This window comes from Dactylosporangium maewongense (assembly GCF_039531485.1).
In the GTDB taxonomy this organism is placed as follows: Bacteria; Actinomycetota; Actinomycetes; order Mycobacteriales; family Micromonosporaceae; genus Dactylosporangium; species Dactylosporangium maewongense.
This window is the reverse complement of sequence record NZ_BAAAQD010000003.1, coordinates 141,213-159,325: the sequence shown is the minus strand read 5'-3', so window position 1 is coordinate 159,325 and position 18,113 is coordinate 141,213. Positions and strand designations below refer to the sequence as shown.

Sequence of the window (18,113 nt, the reverse complement as noted above, 5' to 3'; positions counted from 1 at the left end):
ACTGCCGGCTCTGGCGCCGGCTGTGCCAGCGGGATAGCGGTGTCGGTCACCGTCGTGCTCCTTCTGCGTGGGGTTGTTCGTTGGTCACGGCCTCGGTGAGCATCTCCAGCCGGACGGCCGCGGCGACCAGCGCCTCGTCGTCCACGGGCGGCAGGCCGAACAGCGTGTCGTCGACGACCTCGGGGGGCCAGCCGCAATGCGCGGCGACCGCGGCCACGAGCGTCGCGCGGCCGGTGCCGGGCTCCAGCCGCAGCAGCCGCGCCATCCGGGCCACGGCGGCCGCCCGCAGCGTCCGCAGCGATTCGTCGCGCGCCCGGGCCCGCTGGTACAGCCTGCCCCGGCCGGTGACCGTCTCGCCGGCGCGCACGACCACCGGCAGCGGCTCCACCACCGGCCCGCCCATCCGGCGCGCCCTGGCCAGGGCGTACAGCAGGAGCGCGACGACGAGCAGCACGGCGACCACGTAGACCCACGCAGGGAAGGCCTCCCACAGCGGGTTGGCGGGTTCGCCGCGGCTGCCGGCCTGCGTCGCGCCGGGGTCCGGGCTGGGCGGCGCGCCCCTGGACCGGCTGGGGCCGGAGCTGGGCAGGTCCTGGTCGCGGGTCGGCGTGGCGGTCGGCTCGGCGCTGGGGGTCCGCGTCGCCGTCGGCACGGGAGGGGCGGGGTCCCGCACCGGCTCCGGCGGCGACTCGTGCCGGTGCAGGTCGACCCAGACGAGCCGCGGCCTGGTGGTCAGCAGGCTGGTGGCGAGCCTCGCGTTGCCGGCCTCGCCGATGCGGTCGTTGCGGAACGGGTCCGCGGAGCCGGCGATCGTCGTGGTGGTCCAGCCCCGGCTGAACACGATGAGCGAGTCGTCGTAGCAGCGGGCGAACTCCTCCTCGGCGGCCGGGTCGACGGGGCCGTAGCTGGTCCGGTGGATCCCCGCCGGGCCGGCGTCGGCCGCGGGCCGGTAGTCGCACCCCGGCGCGCTCACCGATCCGGCGAGGGCCCGCCGGCCGGTGGTGAGCGGCATCTGCGCGCGCAGCAGGGTCTGCTTGCTGGGCTCGACGAGCACGACCCGGGTCGAGCCCGGCAGCAGCGCCATCCGCCGCAGGTACTCGGGGTGCACGAACTGCGGGGTGGTGAGCAGGATCGTCACGTCGCCGCGGTTCTCGGCCAGGAACGCGTCGGCGGTGCTGCCGACCCGGGCGATCGTGACCCCGGCCGCGCGGACGCGGTCGGCGAGGGTGCTCGCGCCGATGGCCGCCGTGCTGACCGGCGACAGGTAGGCGGCGTCGTCCTCGTCGGGCTGCTCCCACTGGTACAGCACCAGGCCGGTGATCACGACCAGCAGGGCGGCGACGGGTGGGACCACGACCCGCAGCCACCGCCGGGAGCGCGCCTTCTTCATGCGTCGACCTCCGCCGCGTACCGCCGCATCAGGGTGTCGTGCTCCTCGGTGGCGGGGATCTGCCCGTACCAGATGTCGGAGAAGATCCCGGTCGCGCCGCGCAGCGCCGGCTCGGCGGCCGGCACCACGGCGGAGGCGGCGTGGGCCACCTCGGTCACGGTCATGCCGGGCAGCACCTCGACGGCGCGCCTGTCGGCGAGCCCCCGCACGATCGCCCGGAGCCGCTCGCGGACCGCCTCGGCGTAGCGGCCCTCCGCGGCCAGCCGGTCGGCGAGGCTCAGGAACACCTTGGCCGGCAGGTCGGGCAGCGTGTCGCCGCTCGACGGCTCGGTGACCTCGGCCTCGACCTCCTCGGGCGCGGCCGTCTCCGGCTCCTCGACGTCCTTCTTCTTCCGCTTCCTCCGGCGCAGGCGCGGGAAGCGCTTCGGGACCCAGCGCGGGAAGAAGTAGTACAGGACGCCGCCGACGACCGACAGCAGCAGCAGGAGGAAGACCAGCAGCGGCAGCCCGATCGCCGCGGACAGCCGCTCGAGGAACTCGGCCCAGCCGCGGGTCATCGCTGCACCGCACCGGAGAGGGCGGCCTGGGCCAGGTCGACGGGGCGGCCGAGCCGGCGGGAGCGGCCGACCGCGACGTCGAGCCCCTCGACCCGCATCCGGCTCTCCAGGTACAGGACGGCGTCGACGCTGGCGAGCGCGGCATACACGACGGTGTTGGCCAGCACCCACACCGCCACCGTCACGATCTCGTAGACCAGCGCGTCGCTCGGCAGCACGGTGTCCAGCAGCGCGGCGGTGCCCAGGCCGATCGCCACCCGGATCGCGGCCCATCCGCCGTAGCCGCCCAGCCGGATCGCCACGCCGCGCAGCCCGACCGGCGCCAGGTTCAGGGAGCGCACCAGCGCCGCCCCGGGCCCGACCCGGTCGACCACGAGCGCGGGCGCGGCCAGGCCGATCGCGCCGAAGAAGTAGAACCACGGCAGCGCCACGACCGCGCTCGGCAGCAGGATCAGGCCGACCGAGATGGCGAGGACGATCAGCGCCGGCGCCCGCCGCCCCCACACGCGCAGCAGCTCGCGGGCCGGCGCGGGGGTCCCGAGCAGGGCCGGCCCGGCGGCCGCCCCGGTCAGCCCGCCCAGCAGCGCCAGCACGATGCCCTCCGTGGTCAGGCCGCAGCAGAAGACCAGCCACCAGATCCCGGTGTCGGCGTCGAAGACGTCCGTCGTGCCGTCCGCCCCGGCGACGGAGCGCAGCGGAAACAGCACGGCCTGCTCGCACACCGCCAGCACGAACGCGGCGACCAGGAACAACCGGGCATTGGCGCGCAGCAGCAGCACCCCCGCGTCGAGCAGCTCACCGAAGGTGAGCGGACGCAGTGGGATCACCGGGCTGTGCTGGTCCACGCGGACACCGTAGTCGGCAGGCGCGAACCCGGCGGCCCGCCCTGACCAGATGGCCGGAAACTGACCAAGATCGGGCATCGGGTTCCCATCTTCGGGCGTCGAGGTGAAATATTGGACCGCATGAGAGCCCGCGTCCTGGTGGTCGACGACGACCCCGCCCTTGCCGAGATGCTCGGCATCGTCCTGCGCAGCGAAGGCTTCCTCCCGTCCTTCGTCGCGGACGGGGAGCGTGCACTCGGCGCGTTCCGGGACAGTCGGCCCGACATCGTCCTGCTCGACCTGATGCTGCCGGGCATGAGCGGCATCGACGTGTGTCGGTCCATCCGCGCCGAGTCCGGCGTGCCGATCGTGATGCTCACCGCCAAGAGCGACACGGTCGACGTGGTGCTCGGGCTCGAGTCGGGCGCCGACGACTACGTGATGAAGCCGTTCAAGCCCAAGGAGCTGGTCGCGCGCATGCGGGCCCGGCTGCGCCGCGGCGAGGACGTCGCCCCCGAGCTGCTGACCATCGGCCCGCCCGGCAACCAGATCACCATCGACGTGCCGGCGCACACCGTCATGCGCGACGGTGAGGAGGTCAAGCTGACGCCGCTCGAGTTCGACCTGCTGGTGGCCCTGGCCCGCAAGCCGCGCCAGGTGTTCACCCGCGAGGTGCTGCTCGAGCAGGTCTGGGGCTACCGGCACGCCGCCGACACCCGCCTGGTCAACGTCCACGTCCAGCGCCTGCGCGCCAAGATCGAGCCCGACCCGGAGAAGCCGGAGATCATCCTGACGGTGCGCGGCGTGGGCTACAAGGCCGGCACAGGCTGAGGTCTGCCGTGGTGCGTATCGACCCGATCGTCGTGCAGGTCCGCCGTTTCGGCCGCTTCCGGCCGAAACGGCTGATCCCGCACGCCGCGAGCCGCCGGCTGCGGCGCTTCTACGCCGCGGCCCGCCGGCAGTGGCGCCGGTCGCTGCAGTTCCGGGTCGTCGGCATCACGCTGCTGCTCTCGGCGATCCTGGTGTCGGCGTTCGGCTACACGGTCGCGTCGCTGATCAGCCAGGGCGTGCTGCGCACCAAGGTCGACACGTCCAAGGAGCAGATCCAGCGCGGTGCCCGGGCGGCGGCCGGGGACCTGGAGGGCTACACCCAGGCCGACGACCCGGGGCTGCCCGGGAAGATGCGCATCGTGGCCATCGACCTGGCCAGCTCCATGGACATCCCCGGCGCCGAGGTCGTCATCCTGCGGCAGGGCACGGCGCTGGGGCACGCCGCGCCGGACAACGGTGCGACGGCGGTGCTGCAGCAGGGCTCGATGCGCAAGCTCCGCGAGGCGGTCGTCGGCGGCCGCCCGGGCACCTACCAGCAGATCGCGACCCTGGACGTCGGCCAGGGGCCGACCCGGTTCCTGGTCGTGGGCACCCTGATCATCACCGGCGGCCAGCCCCTGGAGCTGTACTACCTGCTGCCGCTGAAGGCCGAGAACGACCTGGTCGAGTTCGTCGCGCTGGTGGTCACGGCGACCGGCGTGGCGCTCGTGGCGCTGCTCGCCCTGATCGCGGCGACCATGACCCGGCTCGTGGTGAAGCCCGTCCGGGTCGCGGCCCGCACCGCCCAGCGGCTCTCCGCCGGCCTGCTCGACCAGCGCATGCAGGTCAAGGGCGAGGACGACCTGGCCCGGCTGGCCGCCGCGTTCAACCAGATGGCGGCCAACCTCCAGCGGCAGATCGTGCGGCTGGAGGAGATGTCGCGCCTCCAGCGGCGCTTCACGTCCGACGTGTCGCACGAGCTGCGCACCCCGCTGACCACCGTGCGGATGGCCGCGGACCTGCTCTTCGCCTCCCGCGACGACTTCGACCCGGCCGCCGCGCGCAGCGCGGAGCTGCTGCAGGCCGAGCTGGACCGGTTCGAGGACCTGCTCACCGACCTGCTGGAGATCAGCCGCTTCGACGCCGGGTTCGCCGCGCTGGACGCCGAGCCGACCGACCTCGCGCCGATCGTGCACCGGGTCGCGGAGCGGCTCGAGGCGCTCGCCGAGCGGTGCAAAGTACCGTTGCGGGTGGAGGCGCCGGAGGATGGCGCGATCGCCGAGGTCGACCCGCGGCGCGTCGAGCGCGTCCTGCGCAACCTGCTGGGCAACGCCATCGAGCACGGCGAGGGCAAGCCGGTCGTGGTGACCTTGGCCATCGACGAGGCGGCGGTGGCGGTGACCGTGCGCGACCACGGGGTCGGGCTGAAGACCGGCGAGGAGAAGCTCGTGTTCAACCGCTTCTGGCGGGCCGACCCGTCCCGGGCGCGGCAGACCGGCGGCACCGGCCTCGGCCTGTCGATCAGCCTGGAGGACGCCCGGCTGCACGGCGGCTGGCTGGAGGCCTGGGGCGCGCCCGGCAAGGGCGCCCAGTTCCGCCTGACGCTGCCGGTGCGCTCCGGCGACCGCCTCGTCTCCTCGCCGCTGCGACTGGTGCCCGACGACGCCCGCGCCGACGAGGCCGCCCTGATCGGCGAGACGCCGTGATGCGCCGCTTCGCGGCGGGGCTGGCCGTGCTCGCGCTGGCGCTCGGCGGCTGCGGGCTGCCCGACAGCACCGAGCCGAGGTACGCCGGCCCGGCCGCCGAGCCGAGCCGCGCCCAGGACCGGGCGGAGGAGCCGCTCAAGCCCGACGGCATCACGAGCCTGATCGCACTGGTCAACAGCTTCCTGAAGACATCGGTCGGCGGCAACATCACCAGCGCCGATCCGTCTGACGCGGGGTCGGAGACCCAGACCCGCATGAAGACCTTCATGACCAAGGAGACCGCGGCCGGTTGGCGCCCGCCGGCGCAGCTGGTCGTGGTCGATGCGACCCTGACACCCTCGCCGCCGGACGACAAGGGCCGGATCGTGGTCAAGGCGCACTTCGAGCGCGTCGGCCAGCTCGACCCCAAGGGCCGGCTCGTCGCCGGGCAGAACGACCCCACCTGGGAGCGCGGCCTCAACTTCGACTTCGAGGGCGAGCAGGTCGGCGGCCAGCTGCTGCTGTCCAAGGTGCCCCCGTTCATGCTGCTGAGCACCGAAGGGCTGGCGTCGTCGTACACCCGCCAGCCCATCTACTTCTGGGAGAAGGACGTCGAGGCGCCGAAGCTGGTGCCCGACCTGCGCTACATGCCCAACGTGCTGCCGGCGTCGAAGAAGGTCAACGAGGTCGTGCAGTGGCTCGTCGACGGGCCGTCGTCGTGGCTCAGCTCGGTCGTCGACAGGCCGTCCGACATCGAGACGAAGGGCAGCCCGACGCTCAAGGACGACCAGAGCGTGGACGTGAACCTCAGCGCGAAGGCGGCCGGCAAGAGCGCCGACGACCTGCGCAGGCTGGCGAGCCAGATCCGGTGGTCGCTCCCCGGGCACCCCGTCGTCCTGCTCTCCTTCGAGAACGCCAAGGACACCACGAACGTCTCCGACGGCTACCTCAACGACAACGCCGCCGTGCAGGACGAGCCCGACCTGGAGAAGTTCGCCGTCGTCAACGAGTCGGTCCGCCAGCTCACCGTCACCCGCGACCCCCCGTCGCTGTTCGGCCCGAGCGAGTGGAACAAGGCGGTCTTGTCGGCGACGATCAACCGGGCGCGCACGAGGGCGGCGCTGGTCCGCAAGGTGGGCGCGAAGCAGCAGCTCTTCGTCAACTCCGGCACGGGCGAGCCCAAGTACGTCGAGGTCCTCGCCTCCGAGATGGGCGCCAACCTGAGCCGGCCGGTGTGGATCAACCGTCCGGCGCAGCGGTTCCTGGTCACCGACGGCGCCAAGCTGTGGGCGGTCACGCCGCCGGGGAGCGGCGGCGAGCCGCCGCAGGCCGTGGTCGTGCCCGGTCCCAACGGGGAGAGCCTGACCAATGTCTCGGCCTTCTCGGTGTCGCCCGACGGCCGGCGGATCGCCCTGATCGTGGGCGGCAAGGCCATGATCGCGGCGCTGCGGTTCGAGAACGGCAACCTGACGCTCGGCGAGCGGCACCCGGTCCCCAACACGCTCAGCAGCAACAAGGCCGTCGGCTGGATCACCGAGACCACGCTCGCGATCGGCGGCGGGCCGAACCCGCTCAACGACAGGGCGGCCGGCACCTACTCGATGGTGTGGACCAGCATCGACGGCACCGGCGAGCGGCCCTTGCCGCTGAACCCGAGCCCGCCCGCCGTCCTGGTCACCGAGCTGTCGGCGCGCACCAACGACCCGACCAGCAGGCAGTCGGAGCAGGCGGTGTCCGTCGTGTTCCAGGACGGGGGGCAGCAGGGCCGCGGGGTGTTCGGCAGCTCCGTCGACGAGCTCAAGCAGGACGTGCTTCCCGGGGCGGCGCCCGGCCCGTCGACCTCCCCACCGGCGAAGCTGGTGGCCAAGTCGCCGTTCTACGCGGACTGACGGGCGTCATGCTGCTCGCCGACCTGCTGGACCTCGTGCTGCCGGCCACCTGCGCCGGATGCGACGAGCCGGCGACCGGGCCGCTGTGCGAGCCGTGCCGCGCGGCGCTCGCCGCCGTCCGGCCGGGGCGCACGCGGCCGGTGCCCGAGCCGCCGGGGCTGCCGCCGGTCTTCGCCCTCGCCGCGTATGCCGGCTCCGTGCGGCGGATGCTCATCCAGTACAAGGAGCGCAACCGTCACGAGCTGGCGCCGGTGCTCGGCGGGCTGCTCGCCAGGGTCGTCGCCGCGTCCGTGCCGGCCGGTGCCGGGCCGGTGACGCTGGTGCCGGTGCCGGCCACGAGCGCGGCGGCCAGGCGGCGCTTCGGCGACCACGTCGACCGGCTCGCGGTCGCCGCGGCCGCGACGCTGCGCCGGCGGGGCGCCGAGGTGCGGGTGGAAGGGCTCCTGCGGGCGCTGCCGAAGCGGGAGGACTCCACCGAGCTGTCGGCCGCCGAGCGGGCCCGCGCGGCCGCGCAGGCCTTCGCGGTGCGCGGACGGGGCAGGCCGGCCGGCGGTGCCGTGATCCTCGTCGACGACATCATCACCACCGGGTCGACCCTCGCCGCATCCACGGCGCGGCTCGCCGCCGCGGGCGTCCGGGTCCACCGCGTGGCCGTTCTGGCCGCTACGCAGCGTGCCGCGTAGCTAACGCCCTTCGTCCCGGTTCGAGCGGAACGTTACTTCGTGCGCCACTCGGGGTAATCCGCGAGGAGGGATTCAGAAGTTGATCGGAGAGTTCTTGTGAACCAGGGGTGACTAGCGGCTGTCCTCGGTTTAACGTCGAGAGACGACCTGACCGAAGACCTTGCCGGCGTTCGCGAAGCGCCGGTTCGGAAGGGAGGACCCTGCCCCATCCGTTTCGGTCGCGTGCCGCGAAGGCTCAGCCTCTGGGGAGGCGCGATCCGGCCGAGCAGTCCGGACAACAACCGAACCCAAACCCGTTTCTTTAGCTAGACCCGTGGGGGAGGCCAGGAGTGGACATCGTCGTCAAGGGCCGCAACGTCGAGGTGCCCGACCATTACCGGCAGCACGTCGCAGACAAGCTGCAGAAGGTCGAGCGATACGACCACAAGCTCATCCGCGTCGACGTCGAGTTGTTTCACGAGCGCAATCCGCGCCAATCCGATCACTGTCAGCGCGTGGAGATCACGTGTGTCTCCAGAGGGCCGGTGATCCGGGCGGAGGCCTGCGCCGCCGACTTCTACAGTGCGCTGGACGCCGCCATCGCCAAGCTGGACAGCAGGCTGAGCCGGGCCGCCGACCGCCGGCGCGTCCACCGGGGGCGGCACGCGCCGGTCTCCGTCGCCGCGGCGACCGCGTCGCTGGCGTTCACACAACCTGAGCGCGCGAGCGTCGCCACACTCGCCGACGTCGAGGCCGGGTCCTTCGACCTGATCGACGAGCAGGACGACCAGCCGTGGCACATCGTCCGGGAGAAGGAACACCCGGGCGAGCCGATGACCGTGGACGACGCGCTGTTCCACATGGAGCTGCTCGGCCACGACTTCTACCTTTTCAACGACAAGGAGTCGGGCCGGCCCAGCGTCGTCTACCGCCGCAAGGCGTACGACTACGGGGTCATGAGCCTCGGCACCTGAGCCGTTGCCGCCGAACGGCGGGCCGGTGTGAACCGGCCCGCCGTCCGCTCACAGGTCGCGGGCCAGGACCGCGGTGTCGGGGTAGTCGGCGAAGACGCCGTCGAGCCCGGCCGCCAGGAAGGTCCTGATCTCGCCGATCACGTCGCCCCACGCGTTGGGGTCGGTGCCCTTGCGCAGGTTGAGCGGCAGGAACTGGTTCTCGTTGCGGAACGTCCAGGAGTGCACCTTCAGGCCGCGCGCGTGGGCGTCACCGATCAGCGCCGTCGGCTGCAGCAGGTTGCCGGCCGGGTCCCGCGCGATGACCAGGTTCTTCGTCGCGCCCACGCCGTTGGTGAAGGTCTTGAGCCAGTCCAGGCCGGCCGGCTTGGCGAGGTCCGCCCACGTCCGCGGGTCGCCGCTGCTGCGGAAGTCGAAGGGCGAGCCGACCGCGTCGAGCAGCACCACCGACGGCGTGTCCACCAGGCCGCGCAGCTTCTTGATGCTGGTCGGCTCGAAGGACTGCAGGAAGACGTTCGCGTTGCGGCCGGCCAGCCCGTTGCGCTTGAGGATCCGGGCGAGCAGCGGCTCCAGCGCGAGCCCGACGGACGCGAAGTACGTGGGGTGCTTCGTCTCCGGGTAGATGCCCACACCGGCGGAGCGGGCGAGGTCGATGACCTCCTGCAGGGTCGGGATCTCGAAGAGCCCGTCGTAGATCGTGTTGTGCGGGCGGACCGCGGGCAGCCGCTCGACCGCGCGCAGCGTCTTGAGCTCGGCGAGGGTGAAGTCCTCGGTGAACCAGCCGGTGACGCTGACCCCGTCGATGGTCTTCGTGGTCCGCCGGCCCGCGAACTGCGGCTTCGACGCCACGTCGGTGGTCCCCGAGATCTCGTTCTCGTGGCGGGCGACGAGCTGGCCGTCCTTGGTGGGCACGAGGTCGGGCTCGATGAAGTCCGCGCCCATCGCGATCGCCAGGCGGTACGCCGCCAGGGTGTGCTCGGGCCGGTGGCCGCTCGCCCCGCGGTGCCCGATGACGAGCGGCCGGGCCGGCCGCGGCTTCGTGGTGTGGGCGGAGGCCGCGGGGCTGACGAGGGCCTGTGGAAGGACCGCCGCCCCGGCGGCCACCGAGATGCCGGAGATCACTGCACGTCGACGCATGCCCAGACTGTCTCGGGCACACGGCAACGCCACATGACGCCTAGGTTGCCGCCGGGCGCAGCTTGGCGAACTGGATGTTGTCGATCCGGGTGCCGTCCGGGCCGGGCAGCCGGCTGCGCTGCAGGCCCTCGCGGTGATACCCGGCCGCCTCCAGGACCCGCTGCGACGCCACGTTGTCCGGGGCGGTGCCGGCGGTCATCCTCGCCATCCCGATCTCGAAGCCCCACGCGGTGATCAGCCGGGCGGCGCGGGAGGCGTACCCCTTGCCGCGCGCCTCCGGGGTGAGGCTGTAGCCGATCATCGCCTCGCGCAGGAGCGGCTCGAAGTAGAACAACGCGATCTCGCCGAGGTAGGTGCCGCCGTCGGCGTCCCGGATGGTCATCTCCGCCCGCTGGCCGGCCAGCCACTTCGACACCGACTCGGCGCATTGACGGGTCACGACGGCCGGGTCCATCGGGGTGCCGACGACTGACCTGCCGCTGACGTCCGGGCGGCTGCGCATCTGGTACGTGCTGGGCCCGTCCTCCTCGCCGATCGGGCGCAGCGCGACGACGCCGTCGGTCAGCACGCCACCGGGCAGGTCCGGCAGGGCGCGGGCGCTGGGGCCGGGCGGGTCGCCGGCGGTCCTGGCCCACACGACCATGTCCTGCCAGCTGCCGTCCGCGGCCTGCGAGGCGGCCCGGGCGACGCCCTCCCGGACGTACCCGCCGGCGACGGCGACCCGCTGGCTGGCGCCGTTGGTCAGCGCCGTCACCAGGTACAGCCGCTGCAGCCCCTGCGCGAACAGCCCGGCGCTGAACTGCTCCAGCGCCGCTGACGCCACCCCCTGCCGGCGGGCCCACGGCGCGACCCAGTAGCCGACCTCCACGGTGCCGGTGCCGCGTGGCGTCGACCCGATCGCGCCGAGCACCCGGTCCGTCGCCGCGTCGACGATCGCCGGGTCCCCGGGCTTCTGCCGGAAGAACGCCAGGGCGTCGTCGCGGGTGTACGGCTGGGGCAGGAACGGCAGGTAGTGCGCGATGGCGGGGTCGCCGCACGCCTCGGCGACCGCGTCGGCGTCCTCGTCCCGGAACGGCCTGAGCGCGACGGTCATTTCAGGTCCCGCTTGAGCAGGGTCGCCACCCAGCCGTCGACCCGCGTGCCGCGCTGCTCGCAGCTGTCCCGCTGGACGCCCTCGATCACGAATCCCACCTTCTCCGCCACCCTCCTCGATCCGATGTTGCCCACGTGCGCGCGCCAGACGATCCGGCCCAGGCCGAGCCGGTCGAACCCGAAGCCGCAGATCGCGCGCGCCGCCTCGGTCATGAAGCCCTTGCCCCGCATCCACGGCGCGGAGGAGAAGCCCAGCTCCGCGCTGACCGGGTCCATCGGGTTGATCCGCAGGTCGATGGTGCCGGCGAACCGGTCGTCGGGGTCCGCGACCACGAACCCCACCCCCGTGCCCTGCAGCCAGCCGTTCGGGTACCGGTGGTGGATGAAGTCCATGGCATGCTCCGGGCCGTAGTCCAGGGGGACCGACGTCCACTGGACGGTCTCCGGGTCGCGGAACGTCATCACCAGGTCGTCCAGGTCGCCGTCGCGGGCCAGCCGCAGCGTGCCCGGCCCGGCCGGCAGGCGGACCGGCGGGGTGCAGAACGTGTGGGCGCGCAGCGCGCCCGGGCCGCCCGGAGCGACCCACGCCGGGGGTGTGTCGCAGACCTCGCCGGGCAGCATCACCCCGTGCCAGCCGTCGACGAACCCGCCCTCCTTCGCCGGCAGCAGCGCCCGCACCACGCCGTCGAACGTGAAGCCGATCCGCTCGGCGGTGAGCTTCGACGCGTGGTTGCCGACCTCGGCGCGCCAGACGAGCTTCGTGAGCCCCAGCACCTCGAACGCCCAGTGCGCGACGGCCCGGCCGGCCCGCTCGGCGACCCGCCGCCCGCGCGCCCAGGGCGCCACCCAGGTGCCGAGCTCGCCCTGCCGGTTGCGCAGGTCGAGGGTGACAAGGCCGGCGGAGGCGAGCAGTTCACCCGTGCGGGCGTCGAACACCCCGAGCGGCGCCGACGTCTCGGTGACCCACGCGGCCCGTGACATCTCCCGCACGTAGGCGGCGGCCTGTTCCCGCAGGTAAGGCACAGGCACCATGGTCCAGCGCTGAATCAGGGGATCCTGGCAGGCGAGGAAGACGTCCTCGGCGTCGTCCTCATGCCAGGCGCGCAGGACGAGCCCGTCGCCGGTGGTCAGTTCGATCGGCTCCATGACCGCCGATCCTGCCCCAAATGTGTCCGCTGTCGGCGGATATTTCTTCGGTACATCGAAGCGATTTGTACGGCTTTGTCCATCAGTGTCCGTAGAGTGGGTGGGCGGGGGCGGCAGTTCGGGCAAGAAGCCGCCTACGATGGGTCGCAGACGTTTAAGGGAGCGCTGACCCGTGTCGATTTTCGAGAAGATCCTCCGCGCCGGCGAAGGTCGCCAGGTGCGGCGGTTGAAGGCTGTCGCAGATGCCGTCAACTCGCTGGAGGAGGAGTACACCGACCTCTCCGACGAAGAGCTGGCCGACATGACGAACCAGTTCAAGGAGCGGCTCGCCGACGGTCAGACGCTGGACGACATCCTGCCTGAGGCGTTCGCGGTCGCCCGCGAGGCCGCCTCCCGGGTGCTCGGTCAGCGACACTACGACGTGCAGGTCATGGGCGGCGCCGCCCTGCACTACGGCAACATCGCCGAGATGAAGACCGGTGAGGGCAAGACCCTCACCTGCGTGCTCCCCGCATATCTCAACGCGCTCTCGGGCAAGGGCGTGCACGTCATCACGACCAACGACTACCTCGCCCAGCGCGACGCCGAGTGGATGGGCCGCGTGCACCGGTTCCTCGGCCTGACCGTCGGCACCGTGCTGCCCAACCAGCCGTCGTCGGCGCACCGGGCCGCGTATGACTGCGACATCACGTATGGCACCAACAACGAGTTCGGCTTCGACTACCTGCGCGACAACATGGCGTGGTCGCGTGACGAGCTCGTGCAGCGCGGCCACAACTTCGCGATCGTCGACGAGGTCGACTCGATCCTGATCGACGAGGCCCGCACCCCGCTGATCATCGCCGGCCCGGCCGAGCAGTCCGCCCGGTGGTATCAGGAGTTCGCCCGCGTCGTCGGCCGCCTGAAGCGCGGCAAGGACGGCGACGGCGACTACGAGGTCGACGAGTCCAAGCGCACGATCTCCGTCACCGAGCGCGGCGTCGGCAAGGTCGAGGACCAGCTCGGCATCGACAACCTCTACGAGTCGGTCAACACCCCGCTGGTCGGCTACCTGAACAACGCCATCAAGGCCAAAGAGCTCTACAAGAAGGACAAGGACTACGTCGTCAACGACGGCGAGGTCCTCATCGTCGACGAGTTCACCGGCCGCATCCTGCACGGCCGCCGCTACAACGAGGGCATGCACCAGGCGATCGAGGCCAAAGAGGGCGTCGAGATCAAGCAGGAGAACCAGACGCTCGCGTCGATCACCCTGCAGAACTTCTTCCGCCTGTACTCGAAGCTGTCGGGCATGACGGGCACCGCCCAGACCGAGGCCGCCGAGTTCAACAAGGTCTACGGCGTCGGCGTCATCTCCATCCCGACCCACCGCTCCATGGTCCGCGTCGACCACCCCGACGTGATCTACAAGACGGAGAAGGCGAAGTACAACGCCGTCGTCGACGACATCGTCGAGCGGCACGCCCTCGGCCAGCCGATCCTCGTCGGCACCGTCTCCGTCGAGAAGTCCGAGCTGCTGTCGCAGCTGCTGCGCAAGCGTGGCGTCGCGCACTCCGTCCTCAACGCGAAGTTCCACTCCAAAGAGGCCGAGATCATCGCGCAGGCCGGCCGCAAAGGCGCCGTCACCGTCGCCACCAACATGGCCGGTCGTGGCACCGACATCCTCCTCGGCGGCAACGCCGAGTACCTCGCCGCCGCCGAGCTGCGCCAGCGCGGCCTCGACGAGGTGGAGGGCCCGGACGAGTACTCGGCCGCCTTCGAGGACGCCCTCCCACGCTGGGAGAAGATGGTCGAGGACGAGTCCGACGAGGTCACCGACGCCGGCGGCCTCTACGTCCTGGGCACCGAGCGGCACGAGTCCCGCCGCATCGACAACCAGCTCCGCGGCCGCTCCGGCCGTCAGGGCGACCCCGGCGAGTCCCGCTTCTACCTGTCCCTGCAGGACGAGCTGATGCGCCGCTTCCGGGCCAGCGCCGTCGAGGCGGTCATGGACCGCTTCAACATCCCCGAGGACGTGCCCATCGAGTCCAAGATGGTCACCCGCCAGATCAAGAGCGCGCAGACCCAGATCGAGGCGCAGAACGCCGAGATCCGCAAGAACGTCCTCAAGTACGACGAGGTCCTCAACAAGCAGCGCAAGGTCATCTACGCCGAGCGCAAGCGCGTCCTGGACGGCGAGGACCTCAGCGAGCAGGTCCGCAACATGATCGACGGTGTCGTCGGCGACTACGTCACCTCCGCCACCTCCCTCGGCGAGACGGCCGAGGACTGGGACCTCGAGCAGCTGTGGACGAACCTCAAGCAGCTCTACCCGGTCGGCGTCACCATCGAGGACCTGGAGGAGGAGGCCGGCGGCTCGCTGGACCCCGAGTTCCTCAAGAACCAGCTCATCGACGACGCCCACGCCGCCTACGACCGCCGCGAGGAAGAGCTCGGCGCCGAGGCCGTCCGCGAGCTGGAGCGCCAGGTCCTGCTCAACGTCATCGACCGCAAGTGGCGTGAGCACCTCTACGAGATGGACTACCTGCAGGAAGGCATCACCCTGCGGGCCTACGCGCAGCGCGACCCCGTGGTCGAGTACCAGCGCGAAGGCTTCGACATGTTCCAGCAGATGCAGGAAGGCATCAAGGAAGAGGCCGTCGGCTTCCTCTTCAACCTGGAGGTCCAGGTCGAGGAGGCTCCGGCCCCGGTGCTGGACGTGGCCGCGGCCGCCGAGACCGGCGCCAACGTCCCGCTGCCCGAGCCGCACGTCGAGATCCGCGCCAAGGGCCTCGGCGGCAACCGCATGCCGCGTGCGCTGCAGTATTCCGCCCCGACCATCGACGGCGAGGCGGGCGTGCACATCGAGCAGCAGGAGGAGGCGCCCGCCCTCGGCCTGGGCAGCGGCACCACCCGCCCGGCCCCGTCGTCGTCGCCGTCTCCCGGCGTGCGCCGCTCGGGCCCGGCCGCGCCGTCGGCGGCCCGCAAGCCCTCCCCCGGCCAGGCGGTCGCCGGCAACGGCCCCTCCCGCAACGCCCCCTGCCCCTGCGGCTCCGGCAAGAAGTACAAGCGCTGCCACGGCGCCCCCGGCGGCGCCTGACCGCGCCGCCTGCCAGCCCCACCGGACGCCCGCCGCGCTGCTGCCTTCGTGTCGCAGCTCGGCGGGCGTCCGCATGTCCGCACCTGAACCACCGCCCCTCACGAGCGCACAGGGGAGCGGAGTCCCGGTGCGCCCGCCGCCGCCCAAGGCGGGGACTTGGGTTGGGCGGATGAGTGGCGTCTGGTGCGCTCCGCTGCTGCTCAAGATGGGTGGGCGGAGTCCGATGCACCCCGCCGCTGTTCAAGGCGGGCGCCGGGGATCTGGGATTGGCGGGCGGGTGAAGTCTCGGGGCGCCCGCCGCTGCTCAGGTTGGGTGCGCCCGGGGCTTGGGATTGAGGGTGGGTGGAGTCCCAGCGCGCTCAGCGCCCCTCCCGCGGGCGGCCGGGTTGCGGGCGAGGTCGTTCGGTGCGCTCCGCCACTGTTCAAGGCGGGCGCCGGGGATCTGGAGTTGGCGGGCGGGTGGAGTGCCCCGTTGCGCCTGCCGCTGCTCGGGTTGGGGTGCACCCAGGGACTGCGTTGAGGGGTGGATGGAGTCCCAGTGCGCCCGCCGCCCTCCCGCGAGCGCCGGGGCATTGGGTTGAGCGGAGAGTCCGGTGCGCCCCCTGTTGCTCAAAGATGGCGCGCTGGGAGCTTGGGGTTGAGGGGGGAGCCCTGGTGTGCTCGCCGTTGCTCAAGGCAGGTGCCCGGGGCCTGGGTGGGTGGAGTCCGGTGCGCCCGGCTGCTGTTCAAGACGGGCGCCGGGGGATCTGGAGTTGGGCGGGTGGGTGGAGTGCCCCGGGGCGCCTACCGTCGCTCAAGCTTGGTGCACCCGGGGCTTGCGGTTGAGGGGTGGGTGGAGTCCCAGTGCGCCCGCCGCCCCTCCAGCGGGCGCACCGGGGGTCTGTGCGGACCTCGGTGGTGGGTCTCGGTGGTGAGTGGGGTGCCGGGCAGCGGGAGCCTTAACCGGTCCGCGAGGTTGACCGGGTGAGGGCTCCCGCTGCCCTGTCGGGGCCCGTCCTGCCCCGTGCCGGGACGGGCGGTGTGGCCGGGGGGATCAGGGCTTGGGCCGGTGCCGCCTGCCGCCCTCCCTCGGCGGGCGGCACCGGGGCTTCAGACGACCTGGACCAGGGTGCACAGCCAGGTGGGGTGGCCCGTGGTCCGGTGGGGCATGCGCTCCAGGCGGACGGCCATCGCCCAGGTGGCGGAGCCCTGCTCGAGGATGGCGACCAGCTCGGCGATGCCGGGCAGGGGTTCGGTGACGAGCATGCGCCTGACGCGCACGAGGTGGCCCTGGCGGGCGGCGTGCGACGGGGTCATGCGGACGCGGACGGTCCGGCGGATCAGCTGGTCGGTGATGGCGGTGCAGTGCTTCGGGTGGGTGACCTGGCGCAGGTGGGAGGCCGGGCGGTAGCCGTTGAGGATCTCGACGCACATGCCGACGAACCGCTGGGCGGACGGGTGCGGCGGTGACAGTGCGGGCGTCCCGGCCGAGGGTGGTGCCGGGGCCTGGCGGGCGGAGGCGGGGGCCGCCCTGGTGGGGAACGCCACCCAGTCACCCGGCAGGAAGTCCATGCCGCCGGTGGGCTGTGAAGGCCGGCGGACCATGGCCTCCTCGCACGGCGGGTCGAGCGGCGGGGCGGGACGGGCCACGACGGCCGCATCACCGGCCACTGCCGCCGAGTGATCAGCGGCGCCACCGGCCAGAGCCGCCGGGCGGTCGGTCGCGCCGGCGGGGGAGCAGGCCGATGGGGTGGGCGCGTCGCTGGGCGGGCGGGCTGCGCGGCGGGACGGCGAGGTGGTGGCCGCGGTGCCGGGGCGGGACGCCGACGTGCGGGCGCGGCGTGGGCGAGTGGGCGTCGTGGTGGGCGCCATGACTTCCCCCGATCCTTGCGTTTGCCTACGTTTGCCTCCTCCTTTCTAAGACTGTACCGAACCCCGGTCAAGGCAAACGTAAGCAAACGCAAGATCAACTCGACCGCAAAGACATGATAAATCTGGACAATGGGTAAGCGTCGCTTTGCGCGGGTGGGCAGGGGCTACAGCGCGTCGTCGAAGCGGTCCGTGAGCGGGTTCGAACGCACCCATTCCGCCGTCTCCGCGTACTTGCGCTCGATGTATTCCTCCAGCTTGGAGCGCTCGATCCGCCACTGGCCCCGGCCGCCGACCTTGATCGCGGGCAGCTCGCCGCTGCGGACCATGTGGTAGACCTGCGACGTCGACACGTTCAACTGCTCGGCGACGTCGGCCATGAGCAGGAATCGCGGCTCCATGACCTCAGTTTGCCACCGTTAGGCCCCGACAGCCCCGGACGGCCCCCCACGAGCGCTGAAGGACACATGGGCGTTTCCGCACCGAAAACGGCGATGAGGGTGTAGTACAGGTGGCGTGACGAGTGACCTCACCCGTGTGTACCTGCCCGCGACCCTCGCCCAGCTGGCCGTCCTGCGGGAGAGCGGCGAGCTGCCCCCGCCGTCCGAGGCGCACGCCGTCACGCCCGCGCTGCGGGAGTGGTACGCGGAAGGCGACGAGGAGGAGCTGGAGTACGTCGCGTTCACCCGGGCGGCGCAGAGCGCGCTGCGGCTGCTGCGCCACGACCCCAAGGCGCCGCGGCGCAGGGTCGTGCTCTGCGTGGACCTGCCGGAGAAGGCGCTGAAGATGGCCGGGCTGGACCTCGGGTCGAGCCAGGTCGAGGTGTCGGGCAAGGTGCCGCTGCGGGCGGTCGCCGCCATCCACGTCGACGGCCGCGACGCCGAGCCGGAGGTGTCGGCCGCCGCGGAGGTGGTGGAGGAGGCCGCGGCCGGCGACCCCGACGCGCAGTTCACCGTCGACGGCGCCGAGGACCACGAGCTGGAGTGGTACGACCCGTCCGAGCTGGACCAGCTCATCCAGTAA

14 protein-coding genes and 2 pseudogenes are annotated in these 18,113 nt (G+C 72.2%); 8 read left to right on the top strand and 8 right to left on the bottom strand.

Annotation, left to right across the window (positions count from 1 at the left end; translation table 11 throughout):
• Nucleotides 1-46: 46 nt before the first annotated feature.
• The 3 genes from ABD332_RS10485 to ABD332_RS10475 are packed head-to-tail and all read right to left on the bottom strand — an operon-like array spanning nucleotide 47 to nucleotide 2,792.
• Nucleotides 47-1,390, bottom strand: coding sequence for a DUF4350 domain-containing protein (locus ABD332_RS10485; protein ID WP_344501615.1), 1,344 nt, complete (start codon nucleotides 1,388-1,390; stop codon nucleotides 47-49).
• Nucleotides 1,387-1,947: a DUF4129 domain-containing protein gene (locus ABD332_RS10480; protein WP_344501614.1), complete on the bottom strand. Its 561-nt coding sequence runs from the start codon at nucleotides 1,945-1,947 to the stop codon at nucleotides 1,387-1,389. Before ABD332_RS10480 ends, ABD332_RS10485 begins: the two co-directional genes overlap by 4 nt.
• A complete protein-coding gene (locus tag ABD332_RS10475; RefSeq protein ID WP_344501613.1) occupies nucleotides 1,944-2,792 on the bottom strand; it encodes a hypothetical protein in 849 nt (282 codons plus the stop codon). The genes ABD332_RS10480 and ABD332_RS10475 overlap by 4 nt, the downstream gene beginning before the upstream one ends.
• 120 nt (nucleotides 2,793-2,912) lie before the next feature.
• On the opposite strand from ABD332_RS10475, the gene mtrA reads away from it, so the two are divergent.
• The 6 genes and pseudogenes from mtrA to ABD332_RS60040 form a co-directional block, all read left to right on the top strand.
• The gene (gene mtrA, locus ABD332_RS10470) at nucleotides 2,913-3,602 is read left to right on the top strand and encodes an MtrAB system response regulator MtrA (protein WP_033364613.1); all 690 of its coding nucleotides are present in this window, start codon (nucleotides 2,913-2,915) and stop codon (nucleotides 3,600-3,602) included.
• A gap of 11 nt (nucleotides 3,603-3,613) precedes the next feature.
• Nucleotides 3,614-5,287 (top strand): MtrAB system histidine kinase MtrB, encoded by a 1,674-nt coding sequence (gene mtrB, locus ABD332_RS10465; RefSeq protein WP_425552170.1) that lies wholly within the window; start codon nucleotides 3,614-3,616, stop codon nucleotides 5,285-5,287.
• Nucleotides 5,287-7,155 (top strand): LpqB family beta-propeller domain-containing protein, encoded by a 1,869-nt coding sequence (locus ABD332_RS10460; protein WP_354890928.1) that lies wholly within the window; start codon nucleotides 5,287-5,289, stop codon nucleotides 7,153-7,155. The genes mtrB and ABD332_RS10460 overlap by 1 nt, the downstream gene beginning before the upstream one ends.
• Before the next feature lie 8 nt (nucleotides 7,156-7,163).
• Nucleotides 7,164-7,838 (top strand): ComF family protein, encoded by a 675-nt coding sequence (locus tag ABD332_RS10455; protein WP_344501611.1) that lies wholly within the window; start codon nucleotides 7,164-7,166, stop codon nucleotides 7,836-7,838.
• A gap of 329 nt (nucleotides 7,839-8,167) precedes the next feature.
• Nucleotides 8,168-8,522 (top strand): annotated as a pseudogene (gene hpf, locus ABD332_RS60045) (ribosome hibernation-promoting factor, HPF/YfiA family); the annotation flags it as partial.
• Between the two features lie 71 nt (nucleotides 8,523-8,593).
• Nucleotides 8,594-8,791: pseudogene (locus ABD332_RS60040) on the top strand (sigma 54 modulation/S30EA ribosomal C-terminal domain-containing protein); the annotation flags it as partial.
• A 48-nt stretch (nucleotides 8,792-8,839) separates the two neighbouring features.
• Here the strand turns inward: ABD332_RS60040 and ABD332_RS10445 are convergent.
• The 3 genes from ABD332_RS10445 to ABD332_RS10435 are packed head-to-tail and all read right to left on the bottom strand — an operon-like array spanning nucleotide 8,840 to nucleotide 12,163.
• Complete coding sequence (locus ABD332_RS10445) at nucleotides 8,840-9,925, bottom strand: glycerophosphodiester phosphodiesterase (protein ID WP_344501609.1); 1,086 nt, start codon at nucleotides 9,923-9,925, stop codon at nucleotides 8,840-8,842.
• Between the two features lie 40 nt (nucleotides 9,926-9,965).
• Complete coding sequence (locus tag ABD332_RS10440; protein ID WP_344501608.1) at nucleotides 9,966-11,018, bottom strand: GNAT family N-acetyltransferase; 1,053 nt, start codon at nucleotides 11,016-11,018, stop codon at nucleotides 9,966-9,968.
• Nucleotides 11,015-12,163 carry a GNAT family N-acetyltransferase gene (locus tag ABD332_RS10435; RefSeq protein ID WP_344501607.1) on the bottom strand — a complete coding sequence of 383 codons (1,149 nt, stop codon included), beginning with the start codon at nucleotides 12,161-12,163 and terminating at the stop codon, nucleotides 11,015-11,017. Before ABD332_RS10435 ends, ABD332_RS10440 begins: the two co-directional genes overlap by 4 nt.
• A 172-nt stretch (nucleotides 12,164-12,335) precedes the next feature.
• On the opposite strand from ABD332_RS10435, the gene secA reads away from it, so the two are divergent.
• On the top strand, nucleotides 12,336-15,242 hold the full coding sequence (gene secA / locus ABD332_RS10430; protein ID WP_344501606.1) for a preprotein translocase subunit SecA: 2,907 nt from the start codon (nucleotides 12,336-12,338) through the stop codon (nucleotides 15,240-15,242).
• A gap of 1,089 nt (nucleotides 15,243-16,331) precedes the next feature.
• On the opposite strand, the gene ABD332_RS10425 is transcribed toward secA, so the two are convergent.
• Both ABD332_RS10425 and ABD332_RS10420 read right to left on the bottom strand, forming a co-directional pair.
• Nucleotides 16,332-17,093: an Rv3235 family protein gene (locus ABD332_RS10425; RefSeq protein ID WP_344501605.1), complete on the bottom strand. Its 762-nt coding sequence runs from the start codon at nucleotides 17,091-17,093 to the stop codon at nucleotides 16,332-16,334.
• A 164-nt stretch (nucleotides 17,094-17,257) separates the two neighbouring features.
• Entirely contained in the window at nucleotides 17,258-17,491 is a 234-nt protein-coding gene (locus ABD332_RS10420; RefSeq protein ID WP_344501604.1) for a helix-turn-helix domain-containing protein, read from the bottom strand.
• 115 nt (nucleotides 17,492-17,606) lie between these two features.
• Here ABD332_RS10420 and ABD332_RS10415 point away from each other — a divergent pair, with 115 nt between their 5' ends.
• Nucleotides 17,607-18,113, top strand: coding sequence for a DUF6912 family protein (locus ABD332_RS10415; protein WP_344501603.1), 507 nt, complete (start codon nucleotides 17,607-17,609; stop codon nucleotides 18,111-18,113).

Bases quoted from the DNA above. Each gene is read 5' to 3' on its own strand.
- ABD332_RS10425 (WP_344501605.1), bottom strand. From the start codon at position 17,093: ATGGCGCCCACCACGACGCCCACTCGCCCACGCCGCGCCCGCACGTCG.
- mtrA (WP_033364613.1), top strand. From the start codon at position 2,913: ATGAGAGCCCGCGTCCTGGTGGTCGACGACGACCCCGCCCTTGCCGAG.
- ABD332_RS10455 (WP_344501611.1), top strand. From the start codon at position 7,164: ATGCTGCTCGCCGACCTGCTGGACCTCGTGCTGCCGGCCACCTGCGCC.
- ABD332_RS10440 (WP_344501608.1), bottom strand. From the start codon at position 11,018: ATGACCGTCGCGCTCAGGCCGTTCCGGGACGAGGACGCCGACGCGGTC.
- ABD332_RS10460 (WP_354890928.1), top strand. From the start codon at position 5,287: ATGCGCCGCTTCGCGGCGGGGCTGGCCGTGCTCGCGCTGGCGCTCGGC.
- ABD332_RS10435 (WP_344501607.1), bottom strand. From the start codon at position 12,163: ATGGAGCCGATCGAACTGACCACCGGCGACGGGCTCGTCCTGCGCGCC.
- ABD332_RS10445 (WP_344501609.1), bottom strand. From the start codon at position 9,925: ATGCGTCGACGTGCAGTGATCTCCGGCATCTCGGTGGCCGCCGGGGCG.
- ABD332_RS10420 (WP_344501604.1), bottom strand. From the start codon at position 17,491: ATGGAGCCGCGATTCCTGCTCATGGCCGACGTCGCCGAGCAGTTGAAC.
- ABD332_RS10480 (WP_344501614.1), bottom strand. From the start codon at position 1,947: ATGACCCGCGGCTGGGCCGAGTTCCTCGAGCGGCTGTCCGCGGCGATC.
- ABD332_RS10485 (WP_344501615.1), bottom strand. From the start codon at position 1,390: ATGAAGAAGGCGCGCTCCCGGCGGTGGCTGCGGGTCGTGGTCCCACCC.